Origin of the sequence: Micromonospora sp. U56 (genome assembly GCF_018070095.1) — a bacterium.
Lineage (GTDB): Bacteria > Actinomycetota > Actinomycetes > Mycobacteriales > Micromonosporaceae > Micromonospora > Micromonospora purpureochromogenes.
Genome location: NZ_JAGPYL010000022.1, coordinates 1 through 17,644, shown reverse-complemented (window position 1 = coordinate 17,644; position 17,644 = coordinate 1). Strand labels below are relative to the sequence as shown.

The 17,644-nt window shown below is 74.6% G+C and carries 15 protein-coding genes and 1 pseudogene; 13 read left to right on the top strand and 3 right to left on the bottom strand.

Annotated elements, in window-relative coordinates; translation table 11 throughout:
* Positions 1 to 35 precede the first annotated feature (35 nt).
* Positions 36 to 1,703, top strand: a complete 1,668-nt coding sequence (locus KBX37_RS10835) for a phospho-sugar mutase (protein ID WP_210775766.1) — start codon at positions 36 to 38, stop codon at positions 1,701 to 1,703.
* 94 nt (positions 1,704 to 1,797) lie between these two features.
* Here the strand turns inward: KBX37_RS10835 and KBX37_RS10830 are convergent, their stop codons facing one another.
* Positions 1,798 to 2,475, bottom strand: a complete 678-nt coding sequence (locus KBX37_RS10830) for a GPP34 family phosphoprotein (protein WP_210775765.1) — start codon at positions 2,473 to 2,475, stop codon at positions 1,798 to 1,800.
* Between the two features lie 74 nt (positions 2,476 to 2,549).
* Positions 2,550 to 3,182 carry a uracil phosphoribosyltransferase gene (gene upp, locus KBX37_RS10825; RefSeq protein WP_210775764.1) on the bottom strand — a complete coding sequence of 211 codons (633 nt, stop codon included), beginning with the start codon at positions 3,180 to 3,182 and terminating at the stop codon, positions 2,550 to 2,552.
* Between the two features lie 136 nt (positions 3,183 to 3,318).
* On the opposite strand from upp, the gene deoC reads away from it, so the two are divergent.
* From deoC to KBX37_RS10775, 10 genes are all read left to right on the top strand, one after another.
* On the top strand, positions 3,319 to 4,278 hold the full coding sequence (gene deoC, locus KBX37_RS10820; protein WP_210775763.1) for a deoxyribose-phosphate aldolase: 960 nt from the start codon (positions 3,319 to 3,321) through the stop codon (positions 4,276 to 4,278).
* A 5-nt stretch (positions 4,279 to 4,283) separates the two neighbouring features.
* Positions 4,284 to 5,741 carry an aldehyde dehydrogenase family protein gene (locus KBX37_RS10815; protein ID WP_210775762.1) on the top strand — a complete coding sequence of 486 codons (1,458 nt, stop codon included), beginning with the start codon at positions 4,284 to 4,286 and terminating at the stop codon, positions 5,739 to 5,741.
* On the top strand, positions 5,734 to 6,558 hold the full coding sequence (locus KBX37_RS10810; protein WP_154939646.1) for an aldehyde dehydrogenase family protein: 825 nt from the start codon (positions 5,734 to 5,736) through the stop codon (positions 6,556 to 6,558). Before KBX37_RS10815 ends, KBX37_RS10810 begins: the two co-directional genes overlap by 8 nt.
* Before the next feature lie 170 nt (positions 6,559 to 6,728).
* Positions 6,729 to 7,160 carry a BlaI/MecI/CopY family transcriptional regulator gene (locus tag KBX37_RS10805; RefSeq protein WP_210775761.1) on the top strand — a complete coding sequence of 144 codons (432 nt, stop codon included), beginning with the start codon at positions 6,729 to 6,731 and terminating at the stop codon, positions 7,158 to 7,160.
* Between the two features lie 11 nt (positions 7,161 to 7,171).
* Positions 7,172 to 8,077 carry a M56 family metallopeptidase gene (locus KBX37_RS10800; protein ID WP_210775760.1) on the top strand — a complete coding sequence of 302 codons (906 nt, stop codon included), beginning with the start codon at positions 7,172 to 7,174 and terminating at the stop codon, positions 8,075 to 8,077.
* 309 nt (positions 8,078 to 8,386) lie between these two features.
* The gene (locus KBX37_RS10795) at positions 8,387 to 9,637 is read left to right on the top strand and encodes a cytochrome ubiquinol oxidase subunit I (protein WP_210775759.1); all 1,251 of its coding nucleotides are present in this window, start codon (positions 8,387 to 8,389) and stop codon (positions 9,635 to 9,637) included.
* Positions 9,638 to 9,646: 9 nt separating this feature from the next.
* Positions 9,647 to 10,654 (top strand): cytochrome d ubiquinol oxidase subunit II, encoded by a 1,008-nt coding sequence (locus KBX37_RS10790; protein WP_210775758.1) that lies wholly within the window; start codon positions 9,647 to 9,649, stop codon positions 10,652 to 10,654.
* The gene (gene cydD, locus KBX37_RS10785) at positions 10,651 to 12,324 is read left to right on the top strand and encodes a thiol reductant ABC exporter subunit CydD (protein WP_210775757.1); all 1,674 of its coding nucleotides are present in this window, start codon (positions 10,651 to 10,653) and stop codon (positions 12,322 to 12,324) included. Before KBX37_RS10790 ends, cydD begins: the two co-directional genes overlap by 4 nt.
* Positions 12,321 to 14,159, top strand: a complete 1,839-nt coding sequence (gene cydC / locus KBX37_RS10780) for a thiol reductant ABC exporter subunit CydC (RefSeq protein ID WP_210775756.1) — start codon at positions 12,321 to 12,323, stop codon at positions 14,157 to 14,159. Before cydD ends, cydC begins: the two co-directional genes overlap by 4 nt.
* A gap of 58 nt (positions 14,160 to 14,217) precedes the next feature.
* The gene (locus KBX37_RS10775) at positions 14,218 to 14,889 is read left to right on the top strand and encodes a permease prefix domain 1-containing protein (RefSeq protein ID WP_210775755.1); all 672 of its coding nucleotides are present in this window, start codon (positions 14,218 to 14,220) and stop codon (positions 14,887 to 14,889) included.
* A 203-nt stretch (positions 14,890 to 15,092) separates the two neighbouring features.
* Here KBX37_RS10775 and KBX37_RS10770 read toward each other — a convergent pair whose 3' ends face one another.
* Positions 15,093 to 15,434, bottom strand: a complete 342-nt coding sequence (locus KBX37_RS10770) for a PadR family transcriptional regulator (RefSeq protein WP_154939662.1) — start codon at positions 15,432 to 15,434, stop codon at positions 15,093 to 15,095.
* 118 nt (positions 15,435 to 15,552) lie between these two features.
* Here KBX37_RS10770 and KBX37_RS10765 point away from each other — a divergent pair, with 118 nt between their 5' ends.
* Both KBX37_RS10765 and KBX37_RS10760 read left to right on the top strand, forming a co-directional pair.
* Positions 15,553 to 16,503, top strand: a complete 951-nt coding sequence (locus KBX37_RS10765) for a DNA primase (protein WP_210775754.1) — start codon at positions 15,553 to 15,555, stop codon at positions 16,501 to 16,503.
* A gap of 41 nt (positions 16,504 to 16,544) precedes the next feature.
* Positions 16,545 to 17,644, top strand: a pseudogene (locus KBX37_RS10760) (transposase); the annotation flags it as partial.

The window sequence follows — 17,644 nt, the reverse complement described above, 5'->3', positions numbered from 1 at the left end:
GACGTGGTGATCCGCCGCCGTGCTATCCATAGGCAATGGCGGCGGAAACCACTGACCTTGACGACATTCGCGACCGGGCCCGGCGTTGGCTCGACGACGATCCCGACCCGGCCAGCCGGGACGAGCTCCGCGCGGTGCTCGACCGGCTGCCGGCGAGCGCGCCGGAGCTGACCGACCGGTTCGCCGGGCCGCTGACCTTCGGCACCGCCGGGCTGCGCGGCCCGCTGCGCGCCGGCCCCAACGGCATGAACCTCGCCGTGGTCACCCAGGCCGCGGCCGGGCTGGTCGGCTGGCTCGCCGCCCAGGGCGGCGAGGGTCCACTGGTGATCGGGTACGACGCCCGGCACGGTTCACGGGAGTTCGCCGAGCGCACCGCCCAGGTGGCCACCGGCGCGGGCCGGCCGGCGCTGCTGCTGCCCCGGCCGTTGCCCACCCCGGTGCTGGCGTACGCGGTCCGGCACCTCGACGCGGTCGCCGGGGTGATGGTCACCGCCAGCCACAACCCGCCGCAGGACAACGGCTACAAGGTCTACCTCGGCGCCCAGCTCGGTGGGGCGCTCGGCGCGGGGGCGCAGATCGTGCCGCCGGCCGACGCGGGGATCGAGTCGGCCATCCGGGCGGTCGGCCCGCTGGCGGAGGTGCCGCTCGGCCCGGCCGGTCAGGTGCTCGGCGACGACCTGGTGGCGTCCTACGTCCAGCGGGCCGCCGAGGTCGTCTCGCCGGACGGCCCGCGCGACCTGGCCGTGGCGTACACGCCGCTGCACGGGGTCGGCGCGTCGGTGCTGACCGCCGCTTTCGCCCGCGCCGGCTTCCCGGTGCCCGGAGTGGTGCCGGAGCAGGCCGAGCCGGATCCGGCCTTCCCGACCGTGCACTTCCCCAACCCTGAGGAGCCGGGCGCGGTGGACCGGCTGGTCGCGCTCGCCGGCTCGACCGGCGCCGACATCGCGATCGCCAACGACCCGGACGCGGACCGGTGCGCGGTGGTCGTCCGCGACGGTGGGACGGGCTGGCGGATGCTGCGCGGCGACGAGGTGGGCGCCCTGCTCGCCGACCACCTGATGCGACGCGGCGTCACCGGCCTGTACGCCACCACGATCGTCTCGTCGTCGCTGCTGCGGGCGATGTGCGCGGCGCGGGGCCTGCCGTACGACGAGACGCTGACCGGGTTCAAGTGGATCGTCCGGGCGGGCGGCGGGGCGCACCCGCTGGTGTTCGGGTACGAGGAGGCGCTGGGCTACTGCGTCGCCCCGGAGCACGTCCGGGACAAGGACGGCATCACCGCCGCGCTGACCGTCGCCAAGCTGGCCGCCGGCCTCAAGGCGCAGGGCCGGACGCTGACCGACCGGCTGGACGAGCTGGCCGCCGAGTTCGGCGTGCACCACACCGACCAGCTCTCGGTACGGGTCGACGACCTGCGGGAGATCGCCACCGCGATGGCCCGGATCCGGGCGGCCACCCCGACCACCCTGCTCGGGCAGCCGGTCAGCGAGGCGGAGGACCTGCTCCCCACCTCCGACGTGGTGATCCTGCGGACCGACGCCGCCCGGGTCGTGATCCGCCCCTCGGGCACCGAGCCGAAGCTCAAGGCGTACCTGGAGGTGGTCGAGGCCGTCGTCGACGGCGACGTCGCAGCGGCCCGCACCCGCGCCCAGTCCGCCGTGACCACCCTCCGCACCGAGATCGCAGCGGCCCTCAACCTCTGACCGCCTGCTGACCGAGTTGATCAAGAGGTTTGCGTCCGGAAAGCGCTTGCGGGTGACGCGAACCTCTTGATCAACGAGGCGGGCGGGGCAGGGGTCAGGGGCGTTTGCCGAGGGCCTGGTCTACGGCCTGGGCGAGGGCGGCGACGACCAGGCCGACGGAGGGGCGGACGACCGAGTCGTCGAGGCTGACGTTGCCGGAGAAGCCCGCGCCGCCGGCGATCTCCTCCAGGCGGCGGCGGGCGTCGGTGGCGGCGTCGCCGGCCAGGCCGAGCGTCGGCTCCATCCGCAGCACCGCGACCAGGGTGGCCAGCGCGGCGGTCCGCTCGTCGCACACCTGATCGCCGGCCAGCGCCTCGGCCAGCCGCCGCCGGGCGTCGTCCTCCGCCGAGGCGTCCGCCACCGGGTAGCGGTGCACCACGATGAAGCCCAGCTCGGTCTCCTCGACGTCCCGGACCACGCCCCGGGCGACCATGTCACCGAGGATCCGGTCGCGCAGGCCGTGCCGCAGCCGCTGCACCCAGGAGGACGGGCTGTGCGGGGTGTCGGCCGCCATCCGGCCGAGCACCCCGTCGATGATCGGCTCGCCGACCGGCGTCGGGTCGGTCACCGTCAGGGACCCGTCGGCGTACGCGATCCGCCCGGCCAGGGCCAGCTCGACCAGGACGGCGGCGGCCATTCCCAGGTCGAGGCTGATCCGGGGCATGGTCGCCCGGCCGGTCTCGTCGTCGTACGCCAGCAGCAGCAGCTCTTCGGCGAGCGCAACACCAGTCATGGCCCGAGACGGTAGCGGTTGCGCGCTCACCCGCGCGCCGACCCGCCGAGATCCGTCCCGGGACCGTGACCGGCTCAGAACCGGGGCATGCCGCCGAACTGCCGGTCGCCGGCGTCGCCGAGCCCCGGCACGATGAACATTCTGTCGTTGAGCCCCTCGTCGATCGACGCGGTGACCAGGCGCAACGGCAGGCCGGACTGCTCCAGCCGGGCGATGCCGACCGGCGCGGCGAGCACGCAGAGCACGGTGATGTCGGTGCAGCCCCGGTCGGCCAGCAGCCGGCAGGAGTGCTCCAGCGAACCACCGGTGGCCAGCATCGGGTCGAGCACCAGCACCGGCTGGCCGGCCAGATCCCGGGGCAGCGACTCCATGTACGCGCGCGGCTCGTACGTCTCCTCGTCCCGGGCCAGGCCGACGAAGCCCATCGAGGACTCGGGCAGCAGGCCGAGCGCGGCGTCCGCCATGCCCAGGCCGGCCCGCAGCACCGGCACCAGCAGCGGCGGGTTGGCCAGCCGGGTGCCGACGGTGCCGGTGACCGGAGTCTGCACCGGGTACTTCTCGACCGGGAAGGTACGCGCGGCCTCGTACACCAGCATGGTGGTGAGTTCGTGCAGCGCGGCCCGGAACGACGACGAGTCGGTGCGGGCGTCCCGCATGGCGGTCAGCCGGGACTGGGCGAGCGGGTGGTCAATGACGTGTACGTCCACGATCGCTCAACCTACCGGTCCGCCCGCGCCCGCACTGCGGGTGCGGGGTGACCAGCGACCCCGCTCACGTGCGGCGGCCCCGGCAGAGCCGGCGTGACCATGATCACTGCCAGCCAGGATGGGTAGTATTCGGGGCATGACGGCGACAGCGACGTCGGCCCGGTCGGAGCTCTCCGAGCTGGGACGATCCGAGACCGCTCTGCGGACCTTCCTGCACGGCCTGCCCGGCGTGGACCAGGTCGGCGCGGAGCAGCGGGCGGCACAGCTCGGCACCCGCTCCATCAAGACCACCGCCAAGGCCCAGGCGATCGACCTGGCCATCCGGATGGTCGACCTGACCACCCTGGAAGGCGCGGACACCCCCGGCAAGGTGCGGGCGCTCGCGGCCAAGGCGCTGCGCCCCGACCCGGCCGACCCGACCTGCCCGCACGTCGGCGCGGTCTGCGTCTACCCGGCGATGGTCCCGTACGTGGCCGAGGTGCTCCGCGGCAGCGGCGTGCACCTGGCCAGCGTGGCGACGGCCTTCCCCTCCGGTCAGGCGCCGCTGGAGATCAAGCTGGCCGACACCCGGGCGGCCGTCGCGGCCGGCGCCGACGAGATCGACATGGTGATCAACCGGGGCGCGTTCCTGGCCGGGCGCTACAAGGAGGTCTACGACGAGATCGTGGCCACCAAGGAAGCCTGCGGGGACGCCCACCTCAAGGTCATCCTGGAGACCAGCGAGCTGGCCACCTACGACAACGTGCGGCGGGCCTCCTGGCTGGCCATGCTGGGCGGCGGCGAATTCATCAAGACCTCCACCGGCAAGGTCCCGATCGCGGCCACCCTCCCGGTGACGCTGGTGATGCTGGAGGCGGTCCGCGACTTCCGCGCCGCCACCGGGCGGCAGGTCGGCGTGAAGCCGGCGGGCGGTATCAAGACCACCAAGGACGCCATCAAGTACCTGGTCATGGTCAACGAGACCGTCGGCGCGGACTGGCTGGACCCGGCCTGGTTCCGCTTCGGCGCCTCCAGCCTGCTGAACGACCTGCTCATGCAGCGCACCAAGCTGACGACCGGCGTCTACTCCGGTCCCGACTACTTCACCCTGGACTGAGAGTGATGTTCGAATACGCTCCCGCCCCCGAGTCCCGCTCGGTGGTGGACCTGAAAGCCTCCTACGGGCTCTTCGTCGACGGCGAGTTCGTCGACCCGACCGACGGCGGCACCTTCAAGTCGATCAACCCGGCCTCCGAGGAGGTCCTCGCCGAGGTCGCCGAGGCCGGTGCGCAGGACGTGGACCGTGCGGTCCGCGCCGCCCGCGCCGCGTACGAGAAGGTCTGGGGCCCGATGCCGGGTCGGGACCGGGCCAAGTACCTGTACCGGATCGCCCGGATCATCCAGGAGCGCTCCCGCGAGCTGGCCGTGCTGGAGTCGCTGGACAACGGCAAGCCGATCAAGGAGTCCCGCGACGTCGACCTGCCCCTGGTCGCCGCGCACTTCTTCTACTACGCCGGCTGGGCCGACAAGCTGGAGTACGCCGGGTTCGGCCGGAGGCCGACGAGCCAGCACGGCGGGCCGGAGCCGCAGCCTCTTGGTGTCGCGGCGCAGGTCATCCCGTGGAACTTCCCGCTGCTGATGCTGGCCTGGAAGATCGCCCCGGCGCTGGCCGCCGGCAACACGGTGGTGCTCAAGCCGGCCGAGACCACCCCGCTGACCGCGCTGCTCTTCGCCGAGATCTGCCAGCAGGCCGAGCTGCCGGCCGGCGTGGTCAACATCGTCACCGGCGCCGGCGAGACCGGCCGGGCGCTGGTCGAGCACGCCGGTGTGGACAAGGTGGCCTTCACCGGCTCGACCGAGGTCGGCCGGGCGATCGCCCGCTCGGTCGCCGGTACCCGCAAGAAGCTCACCCTGGAGCTGGGTGGCAAGGCCGCCAACATCGTCTTCGACGACGCCCCGGTCGACCAGGCGGTCGAGGGGATCGTCAACGGCATCTTCTTCAACCAGGGGCACGTCTGCTGCGCCGGTTCCCGGCTGCTCGTACAGGAGAACGTCGCCGACCGGGTGCTGGAGTCGCTGAAGCGCCGGATGGCCCAGCTGCGCGTCGGCGACCCGCTGGACAAGAACACCGACATCGGCGCGATCAACTCCGCCGCCCAGCTGGAGCGGATCCGCGAGCTCTCCGACGCCGGGTCGGCCGAGGGCGCCGAGCGCTGGTCGCCGCCGTGCGAGCTGCCCGAGCGGGGCTTCTGGTTCGCGCCGACCATCTTCACCGGGGTCACCCAGGCGCACCGGATCGCCCGCGAGGAGATCTTCGGGCCGGTGCTGTCCGTGCTGACCTTCCGCACCCCGGCCGAGGCCGTCGAGAAGGCCAACAACACGCCGTACGGGCTGTCGGCCGGGATCTGGACCGACAAGGGCTCCCGGATCCTCTGGACGGCCGACCGGCTCCGCGCCGGCGTGGTCTGGGCCAACACGTTCAACAAGTTCGACCCCACCTCGCCGTTCGGCGGCTACAAGGAGTCGGGCTACGGTCGCGAGGGCGGCCGGCACGGGCTGGAGGGCTACCTCAATGTCTGAGCGGGTCGCGGTACGCAAGACGTACAAGCTCTTCATCGGCGGGAAGTTCCCACGCAGCGAGTCGGGGCGGTCGTATCTCGTGCAGGACGCGAACGTGTCATTGGCGTCTCGGAAGGACGCCCGGGACGCGGTGCTCGCCGCCCGCGCCGCCGTGAAGGGCTGGGCCGGGGCGACCGCGTACAACCGGGGTCAGATCCTCTACCGGGTCGCCGAGATGCTGGAGGGCCGGCGCGAGCAGTTCGTCGCGCTGGGCGTGCCGGGCGACGAGGTGGACGCCGCGGTCGACCGCTGGGTCTGGTACGCCGGCTGGTCCGACAAGCTCCCCCAGGTGTACGGCGGGGCCAACCCGGTCGCCGGCCCGTACTTCAACCTGTCCGCGCCGGAGCCGACCGGCGTGGTGGCCGTGGTGGCCCCCGAGTCGCCGGCGCTGCTCGGCCTGGTCAGCGTGATCGCCCCGGCGATCGTCACCGGCAACACGGTGGTGGTGGCGACCTCGCCGACGCAGCCCCTCGCGGCGGTGACCCTGGCCGAGGTGCTGGCCACCTCCGACCTGCCCGGCGGGGTGGTCAACCTGCTCACCGGCAAGATCACCGAGACGGTGCCGACGCTGGCCGCGCACATGGACGTCAACGCCCTCGACCTGAGCGGCGTGACCGACGCCGAGCTGGCGGCGGAGCTGGAGGTCAAGGCGGCGCAGAACCTCAAGCGGGTGCTGCGTCCCGCTCCGGCGGGCCACGACTGGACCGCCGACCCGGGCATCACCCGGATGACCACGCTGCTGGAGACGAAGACGGTCTGGCACCCCAAGGGGGTGTGATCGCGGGTCGCTGTCCGGGGTTTCCGGGGAAGCCCGCCCACTCCGGGCGGTCAGGCTTGATCCCTCCGTGGGCGGGCTCCCCCGAAAAGCGTCGGGTCAGCGTCCGCGTGGGGGTTCAGCTCACGAGTACCGCCCTGGGGAGGGTCTACTACGGGGGGTAGGATTGCGGGGTGACTCGGCTGGGTGAACTCGAACGTGCGGTGATGGACGTGCTGTGGGACTCGGTCCCCGCCACGTCGGACGGAGTGACCGTGCGCGAGGTCGCCGACGCTCTCGACGGCCGTGAGCTGGCGTACACCACGGTGATGACCGTGCTGGACCGGCTGGCCGGCAAGGGCATGGTGCAGCGCGAGCGGGAGGGGCGGGCCTGGCGGTACCGGGCCGCGGCCAGCCGCGAGGCGCACATCGCCCAGCTCATGCTCGACGCGCTGGACCTCGGCGGCAGCCGGGACGCGGCGCTGGTCCGCTTCGCGCGCTCGGTCACCGGGACGGAGGCGGACGTGCTCCGCGCGGCCCTGGGCACCGAGGCCGGGCTGACCGACCGGGTCGAGGACCCGCGGGCCGGCCGGGCCAGGCTGGCCGACGAGGCCACGGACAGGTAGGGGCGACAGCCGTGGCCTTCGCCGTGCACTTCGCCGCATCGATGCTGGCCTGCTACCTGACCGCGCAGGTCCTCGCCGGGTCCACCTGGACGTGGCGCGCCCCCCGGGTCGCGATCGTCTGCTGGCAGGCGGTCGGGCTGGCGCTCGGCCTCTCCGCGATGGGCCTGCCGATGGCGCTCGGCCTGGCCCCGTACGACCGGCCGACCGGCAGTGCCCTGCTCGCCCTGGCTACCGACCTGAGCCGCGGCACGCTCCCGGCCGGGTTGGGCGCCGTGCACCTCGGGCTGGTCGGCATCGGCATCGGCATCGGCGCCGTCCTGCTCACCACGACCGTCCGCAGCATCCACGCCAGCGTCCGCGCGCAGCGCCGCCACCGGGACCTGCTCACCCTGGTCGCCCGCCGGGATCCCACCGTGCCCGGCGCGCTGGTGCTGGACCACCCGAGCGCGGCGGCGTACTGCCTGCCCGGGGTGAAGCCCCGCGTGGTGGTCAGCGCCGGCACGTTGAGCCTGCTCGACCGGGCCGAGCTGGCGGCGGTGCTCACCCACGAGCGGGCGCACGCGCAGGAGCGGCACGACCTGGTGCTGCTGCCGTTCACCGCGCTCTGCCGCGCGCTGCCCTGGTTCCGCTGGGTTCGCGACGCGCACGAGCGGGTCGCCCTGCTGGTCGAGATGCGCGCCGACGACAAGGCCCGCGAACTGCATGCCGAGGCCCCGCTGGCGGGCGCGCTACGCCGCTTCGCGGCCTGTGGCGACCGGATCACGCCGGCCGGAGCGCTGGGCATGGGTGACCGCGACCTGGACGCCCGGGTGCAGCGGCTGATGGTGGCCGACCGCCCGCCCCGCCTGATCGGGGCCGCCGCGCTGGCGGTGGCAACCACCCTGGTCGCGCTGCCGGTCTCCCTCTTCCTCAGCTGACCCGGGCTTCCCTCCCCGGCCGAGCCGGACGTTCACCCGCCGGCTGAGCTGGACGTCCGCTCCCGCCGGCAGAGCCGGATCTCCGCGCGCCCGGTCAGCCGGTCGCGCCGTCCCCGCAGCAGAGCAAGGCGGGTGAAGGGTCCCCCTGGCCCTCCGGCACCGGCCCACCGACCGTGATTCGAGGCCCGCTCGGCAGCATATCTACTACAAGCTGTCGTAGCATCTGCTACGACAGCTTGTAGTAGATATGTGTAGAGAACCTACGTGTAGGATCGCTACGACAAGCGAGCCAACCCCTGGAGAGCGGTCATGGACACCCTGCTCCTCGCGCGCCTGCAGTTCGCCACCACCACCTCGATCCACTTCCTCTTCGTGGTGGTCACCCTCGGCCTGGTCACGCTGCTGGTGGGCCTGCAGACGGCCTGGTTCCTCACCGGCAACCCGGCCTGGGAGCGCCTGACCCGCTTCTGGGGCCAGCTCTACGTGATCAACTATGTGCTCGGCATCGCCACCGGCATCGTGATGGAGTTCCAGTTCGGGCTGAACTGGAGCGGCCTGTCGCGCTACGTCGGCAACGTCTTCGGGGCGCCGCTGGCGATCGAGACGCTGGTGGCGTTCTTCCTGGAGTCCACGTTCCTCGGCATGTGGATCTTCGGTTGGCACCGGCTGCGCCGCGGGGTGCACCTCGCGTTGCTCTGGGGCGTCGCGCTGACCGCGTACGCCTCCGCCTTCTGGATCATGGTGGCCAACTCCTGGTTGCAGAACCCGGTCGGCTACGAACTGCGCGACGGCGTCGCCCACCTCACCGACTTCACCGCACTGCTGACCAACCCGTCCCTCGGCATGGCGTTCGGGCACGTGGTCGCCGCCGCGCTGCTCACCGGCGGGGTGCTGATGGCCGCGGTCAGCGCCTGGCACCTGATCCGCCGGACGCCGGACTTCGCGCTGTTCCGCACCTCGCTGCGGATCGGGCTGGTCACCGCCGCCGTCGCGGTGACCCTGGTGCAGGGCTTCGGCTTCGCCCAGTTCGGCCCGGTCGCGCAGGTGCAGCCCACCAAGTTCGGCGGCGGACCGGAGGCGGACGCCCTGGTCGCCGAGTGGACCGCCCGGTTCGGCCCCGGCGACTACAGCCCGCCGGTGCTCTCCAACGTGGGCCTCGGCTTCATGATCCTGATCGGCTTCACGCTCGGCTGCGTCTGGTTGCTGCTCCCGCTGCTCTGGCGGGACTGGGTCATCCGGCTGCGCTTCCCGCTCTGGCTGATCCTGTTCGCCCTGCCACTGCCCTTCGTCGCGGTGATCCTGGGCTGGATCGCCCGCGAGGTCGGTCGCCAACCCTGGGTGGCGTACGGGCTGCTGCCCACCGGGCAGGCCGTCTCCGGGGTGGACGCCGGGATGATGCTCGCCTCCCTGGTCGGCTTCAGCCTGCTGCTCGGCGCCCTCGCCGTCACCAACTGGACGCTGCTCGCCCGGCACGCCGCCCGGGGCGCCGCCGACCCCGCGCTCGGCCGCCCGCCCGGCGGCCGGGACGACGACGCCCGCCCCGAACCCGCCTTCGCCTAGGAGACGACCGTGGAACTCGCCTGGTACGCCCTGCTCGGGCTCTTCTTCGCCACGTACCTGGTCCTCGGCGGCTACGACTACGGCGTCGGGCTGCTGCTGGCCCGGGGCACCGACCCCGCCCGCCGGCGCGCGGCACTCACCGCGCTCGGCCCGTTCTTCCTCGGCAACGAGGTGTGGCTGGTCGCCGCCGTCGGCATCCTCTTCGGCGCCTTCCCCACGCTGGAGGGCGAGCTGCTCTCCGGCTTCTACCCGGCCGTGGTCGGAGCGCTGGTCGGGGTGATCCTGGTGACCGCCGGGGTGCAGTTGCGCAGCCGACCCACGGCCGCGGCGACCCGCGCCCGTTGGGACCGGGTGGTGGTCACCGGGAGCGCGCTTGCCGCGCTGGGCTGGGGCGCGCTGCTCGGCGGGCTGCTCCAGGGCGTACCCCGGCACGCCGACGGCCACGTCGCCGGGGTGACCCACCTGGCCACCCCGTTCGCCGCCGCCGTCGCGCTCGCGATGCTCGCCCTGGTCGCCGTGCACGGTGCGACCTTCCTCACCCTCCGGCTGCCGGCCGCCGACGTCGCGGCGGTCGGCCGGCTGGCCCGCCGGCTGGTCCCGGTGGCGCTCGCCGCGCTCGCCACGGCCACCGTCCTGGGCCTGCTCTCCGACCGGGTACGCGTCGCCGCGGCGCGCCCGGTGTTCGCCGTACTCCTGCCGTTGTCGCTGGTCGCGGCGCTGCTGGTGGCGCGGACGGCGCTGGGCCGGGGGCGGCCCGGCGTGGCCTTCGCCGCCACCGGCGTGGCGCTGGCGCTGCCGGTGGCGCTGGTCGGGGCGGCCCTGTGGCCCTCGGTGCTGGTCTCCACCGTCGACCCGGCCGCCTCGCTCGGCGTCGCCGACGCGGCGGCCAGCGGCCCGACGTTGCGGCTGCTGGGCTGGCTGGCGCTGCCGCTCCTGCCGGCCCTACTAGGCTTTCAGGCAATGTGCTGGTGGGTTTTCCGGGGACGGACCGACGGCAGGGCACCGGTGTACTGGTGAACCGCCGTCCCTTCGACCCGCGTCTGCTGCGTCGGGTCCCCGCGGCCCGGCGCGACCTCGCCGTGCTCGCGGTTCTCGGCGGGCTGACGGCGCTGCTGGTCGTGGCCCAGGCCACCGCGCTCGCCGCGTTGCTGGCCACCGCGATCGACGGCCGGCTCGACACGGTGGCGCTGGCCGGTTTCGTCGCCGCCGTCGGCGCACGCGCGCTGGTCGCCTGGGGGCAGGGCACCGTCGCGGCGCGGGCGGCGGCCACCGTGAAGGCGACGCTCCGCGCCGACCTGCTCGCCGCCGTCGGCCGGCACGGGCCGGGCTGGGTCGCCGGGCAGCGCGCCGGTCAGCTCGCCACCCTCACCGGCCGGGGCCTGGACGCGCTGGACGCCTACTTCACCGGCTACCTCCCGCAACTCGTGCTCAGCGTGACCGTGCCGCTGGCCGTGCTGGCCCGGCTGGTCCTGGCCGACTGGGGCTCGGCGCTGATCATCGCGCTGACCATCCCGCTGATCCCGGTCTTCGGCGCGCTGCTCGGCTGGCAGGCACAGGCCGCCACCGAACGCCAGTGGCGACGGCTGTCGCTGCTCGGCGGGCACTTCCTCGACATGGTCGCCGGGCTCCCCACGCTGCGCGCCTTCGGCCGGGCCCGGGCCCAGACCGACGTGGTGCGCCGGATGGCCGACGGGCACCGGGTCGCCACCATGAAGACCCTGCGGATCGCCTTCCTCTCCGCGCTGGTGCTGGAGCTGGTCGCCACCCTGTCGGTGGCGCTGGTCGCGGTGCCGGTCGGCATCCGGCTGCTCAGCGGCGGGATCACCCTCTCCACCGCGCTGCTGGTACTGCTGCTCACCCCGGAGGCGTACCTGCCGCTGCGGGCGGCCGGCAGCAAGTTCCACGCCAGCATGGAGGGGCTCACCGCGCTGGACGAGGCGCTGACCGTCTCCGCCGCCCCGGCCGCCGCCGCGCCGGGCGGCGAGCCGGCGCCGGACGGCCGCGGCGAGATCCGCTTCACCGACGTGACCGTGGCGTACGAGCGGACCACCGCGCTGCGCGAGGTCAACCTGACCATCCGGCCCGGCGAGCGGATCGCGGTCATCGGGCCGAGCGGCGCCGGCAAGAGCACCCTGCTCGGCCTGCTGCTCGGCTTCGTCACCCCCACCTCCGGCCGGGTCACCGTCAACGGCGTCGACCTGGCCGAGGTCGACCGGGACGCCTGGCGCCGGCAGGTCGCCTGGGTGCCGCAGCGGGCGCACCTCTTCGCCGCCTCGCTCGCCGACAACATCCGCCTCGGGGCCCCCGACACCCCGGACGCGGCGCTCGCCACGGCGGTCGCCGACGCCGCGCTCCAGGACGTGGTCGCGGACCTGCCCGACGGGCTCGCCACCACGCTGGGCGAGCGCGGGCACGGCCTGTCCAGCGGGCAGCGGCAGCGGGTCGCGCTGGCCCGGGCCTTCCTCCGGGACGCCCCGCTGGTGCTCCTCGACGAGCCGACCGCCCGGCTCGACAGCGCCAGCGAGGCGGTGGTGCTGGCCGCCACCCGGCGGCTCGTCGCGGGGCGTACCGCGCTGCTGGTCGCGCACCGGCCCGCGCTGCTGGCGGACGCCGACCGGATCCTCCGGATCGAGGACGGCCGGGTCACCGAGCTGACCCCGGTCCCCGCCGGGGAGGCGAGGAGATGACCACCGGAGGAATCCACCCGGAGGGCCGCGACAGCGGCGGCCCGACCCCGGCGGAGGTGCCGCCACCACCGGCCGGCGCCGGCACCGTGCGTACCGGCGCGGAGCGGATCGTGCTGCGGCTGGCCCGGCCGTACCTCGGCCGGCTGGTCGGCGCGGGGCTGCTCGCCGCGGCGACGGAGTTCGCCGGACTGGCGCTGATGGCCACCGCCACCTGGCTGCTGATGAGCGCCGCCGGCCGGCCGCCGCTGGACCGGCTCACCGTCGCCATCGTCGCCGTCCGGGCGCTCGCCATCGGCCGGGGCGTGTTCCGCTACACCGAACGACTCGCCGGCCACGACGCCGTGCTGCGCATGATCACCGACGTGCGGGCCCGGGTCTTCGCCACCCTCGCTGCCCGTCGGGGGCCCGCCGAACAGCGGTCCGGGGACGCACTGAGCCGGCTCGTCTCCGACGTGGAGGCCGTCCAGGACCTGCTGCTGCGGGTGCTCGTCCCCGGGGCCGCCGCCGCGCTGGTGAGCCTACTGGCCGTCGGCGGGGCCGCGCTGGTCTCGCTGCCCTCGGCCGGGGTGCTCGCGGTGGGCCTGCTGGTCGCCGGGGTCGCGCTGCCCGTACTGGCGACCGCGCTGACCCGGCGGGCCGCCGACGAGGTCGCGCCGCTGCGCGGGGCACTCGCCACCGACGCCGTCGACCTGACCCACGGCGCCGCCGACCTGGCCGCCTTCGGCGCCACCGGGTACGCGCTGCGGGCCGCCACCGACCGTGCCGACCGGCTGGCCCGGCTGGAACGCCGGCTCGCCCGGACCGGGTTCGCCGTCGACGCGGCCGGGGTGCTGGTCGCCGGGCTGACCGCCGCCGGCGTGGTGCTCGCCGCGCTGCGCGCCGGGGTCGACGGGGTGCTGGTCGGCGTGCTGGCCGTCGGCACCCTGGCCGCGGTGGAGATCGCGCTGGCCCTGGTCGGCGCGACCCGGCAACGCACCCAGCTGCGCGCCGGCCTCGCCCGGGTCGCCACGCTGCTCGACACCGCGCCGGCCCCGACCGCTCCCGACGGCGGGGCGACGGTGGCCTCCCGGGCCGGGCACGACGTGCGGTTCGACGGGGTGACCGTGCGCTACCGGGAGGGCGCCGCCCCGGCCCTGGACGGCGTCGACCTGGATCTTCCGGCCGGCCGCCGGGTCGCCGTGGTCGGCCCGAGCGGCGCCGGCAAGAGCACCCTGGCCGCCGTGCTCACCGGCGCGGTGCACCCCGAGGCCGGCCGGGTCACCCTGGACGGGGTAAACCTGTCGGCGTACCCGGCCGAGGAACTGCCCCGCGCCATCGGCGGGCTGCTCGCCGAGGCGTACGTCTTCCACGCCTCCGTCCGGGACAACCTGCTGCTCGGCCGGCCCGCCGCCGACGAGGAGGAGCTGGCCGCCGCCACCCGGGCCGCCGGCCTGCTCGACTGGGTACGCGAGCAACCGGACGGCTGGGACACGGTGGTCGGCGAGGAGGGCGGCCAGCTCTCCCGCGGGCAGCGGCAGCGGCTCGCCCTGGCCCGGGCGCTGCTCGCCGCCCCGGGCGTGCTGGTGCTCGACGAGCCCACCGAAGGGCTCGACCCGGCCGCCGCCGACGCGGTGCTCGCCTCCGCGCTGGCCGCCACCCCGGCCGGGCACACGGTGCTGCTGATCAGCCACCGGCTCAGCGGCCTCGACGGGCTGGACGAGATCGTGGTGCTCGACGCCGGGCGGGTGGTCCAGCGCGGCCGGCACGCCGAGCTGATGGCCACCCCCGGCTGGTACCGCGACCAGTGGCTGCTCCAGGCGGCGGCCGAGCGGGGGTACCTCGCCCTGGCCCCCTGAGCCCGGTTCCGGGAATCTCCCCGACGCGGCCGCCCCGTCCACGTGACAGGGTGGCTCCATGCGGGGCTGCGAAGACGTACGGGTGGCGGACCGGCTGCGCGAGCTGGACGACCGGCTGCGCGGGCCGGCCCGGCTCAAGGCGGAGCTGATGGTCGAGCTGCGGGACGCGCTGGACGACGCCGCCGAGGCGTACCGGGAGGGTGGGCTGTCGGCGGCGGAGGCGGAGCGACGGGCGGTGGCCGAGTTCGGCGCGCCGGCCCAGCTGGCACCGGCCTACCAGGCGGAACTGGCAGCGGCAGCGCTGCGGGGGCTGTCGGTACGGGCGTTCGCGGTGGCCCTGGTCCTGCTGGTCGCCGGCGACCTCACCTGGCGGGGTTCCAGCTGGAGCGGCGGCCCGCCACCGCCCGCCGGCTACCAGCTGCTCTCCGCCTCGGTGAACTGGGTGTGGCTGGGCGTGGCCGGCTTCGCCCTGGCCGCGCTGGTGGTCGGGGCGGGCGCGGCGCGGCGCGGTCGGGCGGGTGTGCCGGTGGCCGGCCGGCTGGTGGGGCTGGGCCTGACCGGCGCGCTGGCGCTCGGCGCGGTCGTCGGGGTCGCCCTGTTCGCCTGGTCGGTGCAGCTCTGGGACGCCGCCCTGAGCTGGCCCCCGATGATCATCGGCGCGGTGCTGGTCGGCGCCGGCTACTTCTCCCTCGCCCGGGCCGCCCGCTGCTGGCTGCGCGCCGCCCACTGACCCGCCGCCTCGACGCGCCCTGCCCAGCCTGGCGCGACGCTGCGGCCGCCTGGCCCGGCACGGCGTGAGTCTTTCCATGATCGTCTGCAGTTTTCCGACGGGCCGGCCGGCGTGTCGAGCCGGAGAAGTGCAGACGATCATGACGGACGAAGGCTGCGGGAGCAGCGCGGTGGGTGGCGGGTCGGAGAGCCGGGGCGGTGCGGTCAGGCGGGGGCGGTGGGAGGCGTGTCGGGGCCGAGGAAGCGGCCGACCGTCGCGCTGAACTCGCGCCAGCCGGCCCGCTCGCCGGCCAGCGCCCGGCGGCCGGAGTCGGTCAGCTCGTACGTGCGCCGCTCCCGGCCGCTGACCGTGCTCCACGAGCTGGCCACGTGCCCGGCCCGCTCCAGCCGGCGCAGGGCCGGGTAGATGGTGCCGGTGGGCAGATCGAGGTTGCCGTCGCTGCGGGCCCGCAGCGCCTCGATGATGGCGTAGCCGTGCAGTGCGCCCTGCTCCAGCACCGCGAGCAGCAGCGCGTCGAGGTGTCCGTGCAGCGCCTGAGCCCTCATACGTAGTAACGCTACTTGTCAGCCGTGCGGATCGCCAGCGGGGTGCGGGGTCCGGTCCCGCCGGGCTGACCACTAGGGTATGTGCCCAGAGTCACTAGCCGACCGGACGTGTCGGCAAGTGGGCAACCCGACGCACCCGGAGGTCAGTGTGGCCCGCCAGTCGCCCCAACGGCCCGACGCCGACGAGCCCGAGCTCGACGCCACCGACGGGCCGGTCGAGCCCGAGGTGGAGCGCGACTCGGCCGACCGTTCCCTCTGGGACGAGCTGCGGATCGACCCGGTGGAGATCGCCCTCCCCGCCGGCACCGGTTTCACGCTGCGCGCGTACCGGCCGGCCCGGGAGCTGACCCCGACCGACGTCGCCGAGCGCGACGAGGACGACCCGTTCCTCGCCCGCCGCCAGGTCGTGGAGGCCGAGGACGCCGAGGACGAGGAGGTGGTGATCCTCGACGAGGAGTTCGCCGCGCTCTCCGCCGAGGAGGACGAGGAGGCCGGCCGGCCCGCGGGTCGCAAGCGCAAGGCCGACGCCGGGGACGAGGAGTCCGAGGCGGAGGAGGAGGACGAGCAGGACGCGGCGGCCGACGAGGAGGTGCCGGTCTTCCTCACCCACAAGGGGCGGCTGCTGCTCTTCAAGACCCCCGAGGCGCTGGTCAGTTTCATCCGTTCCGGCGCGCCCAACGACATGTCCCAACTGGACAGCTGGAATGAACTGTCCGAACGGGTGGAACCGGCCGACATCGCGCCGCTCGACGAGGACACGTACGAGCTGGACCTGGTAGTGGAGAACCTGCGCGGCGGGCACGACGCGTGGGACCCGACGCTGCTGATCGAGGCCGGCGAGGTGGCCCGTGACCTGTCGTACGCGCTGCGGCTACCCGCGGTGCTCGACATGCTCTCCGCCGGCTCCAGCCTGGACGACCTGGACGAGGCGCTGAGGGCATCTGTCAACGGCGGAATCGGTGGTTTCCTCGGCCGGCGGCGGCTCAAGAAAATCGGGGCACAAACCGCAAGCTTGGGTTGGCGCACCATTGTCGGCAAGATCTCTGCTGTCGTGGACTGGCGCGACTGACCCCGAGCGGGGAGCATCAGTCTCTGGCAGAGAAAAGACCTGTGTCCCGGGAGGAGGACGACGCCGTGGCGCTCGTGCGCGTGTACTGCGGTCTGGCCTCGGCGGATCCGGCCGACCGACCGGCATCGGCCGGATCGTCGCTGACGTCTGCTGTGGTCGACGACGCAGGCCGGCTGCTGCATGTCTGCGAGATCGGTGACGACCCGACGGGCTACGCCCAGCTGGTCGCGCTGCTCGTGGAGCGGTCGGGCGGACCGAGTGGCGTGGCGATCGCGGCCGACAGCGACGACCACACGGTCACCTCGCTGCTGAGCGCCGCCGGGCGTCCACTCGCGATCGCCGACGACGACTCGGTCGACGACTTCGCCGAGCGCTTCGCCGACGACGACTCGCTGGAGGAGATGCAGTCGCCGCCGGCCGAGCGGCGGGCGGTGGGCCTGGCCCGCGCCCTGCAGGCCGGGGCACTCTCCGCGGTCACCCTGCCGGCGCCCCGGGACCTGGCCGGCTTCAAGCAGGTCCTGGCGGCGCACGCCGCCCTGTCCACCGGTCGCCACTCGGCCGCCGTGGCGCTGCGCGAGGTGCTGCGCGAGCTCTACCCGGCCGCCCTCCGGGCGTACCCGGACCCGGCCGAGTCGGTGTCGCTCGCCGTGCTCGACGCCCTCCCCGAGCCCGGCATGCTCGGCGGCACGACCGCCCAGGGCCGCGACGTCTCGGTCACCGCCGAGGCGGTGGCCGCGCACCTGGCCGCCGACGGCGTGGCCGACCCCGACGAGATCGACGCCGCGGTCACCGCCCTGCGGGTGGCCATCTCCGAGACCCCCCGCCGGGCCACCGTCAACCGGGCGCTCACCTCCGCCGTCGCGGAGACCGTCCGTCAGGCGGTCGCCGCGGTACGGGCCTGCGACGCCGGTTGCGAGGCCCTGGTGGGCGCGCTCAGCGCCCGGGTCACCACGCCTGTTCCGGCACCCGGCCGGCGGGCCGCCGCCCGGCGCGGCGAGTCGGTCGGCGAGCTGTCCGCCCTCGGTGGCGGCACGACGGGGCTGCGTACCGTCCGCCCGGCCGAGCCCGAACGCCTCACCCCCACCGGCCGGCGCAGCCGGCCTGAGCCGGTCTCCGGCGGGCCACTGCCGTCCACCCCCCG

Coding starts and splice junctions, on each gene's coding strand:
- KBX37_RS10835 (WP_210775766.1), top strand. CDS start 36: ATGGCGGCGGAAACCACTGACCTTGACGACATTCGCGACCGGGCCCGG.
- KBX37_RS10830 (WP_210775765.1), bottom strand. CDS start 2,475: ATGACTGGTGTTGCGCTCGCCGAAGAGCTGCTGCTGCTGGCGTACGAC.
- deoC (WP_210775763.1), top strand. CDS start 3,319: ATGACGGCGACAGCGACGTCGGCCCGGTCGGAGCTCTCCGAGCTGGGA.
- KBX37_RS10815 (WP_210775762.1), top strand. CDS start 4,284: ATGTTCGAATACGCTCCCGCCCCCGAGTCCCGCTCGGTGGTGGACCTG.
- KBX37_RS10810 (WP_154939646.1), top strand. CDS start 5,734: ATGTCTGAGCGGGTCGCGGTACGCAAGACGTACAAGCTCTTCATCGGC.
- KBX37_RS10795 (WP_210775759.1), top strand. CDS start 8,387: ATGGACACCCTGCTCCTCGCGCGCCTGCAGTTCGCCACCACCACCTCG.
- cydC (WP_210775756.1), top strand. CDS start 12,321: ATGACCACCGGAGGAATCCACCCGGAGGGCCGCGACAGCGGCGGCCCG.
- KBX37_RS10775 (WP_210775755.1), top strand. CDS start 14,218: ATGCGGGGCTGCGAAGACGTACGGGTGGCGGACCGGCTGCGCGAGCTG.
- KBX37_RS10770 (WP_154939662.1), bottom strand. CDS start 15,434: ATGAGGGCTCAGGCGCTGCACGGACACCTCGACGCGCTGCTGCTCGCG.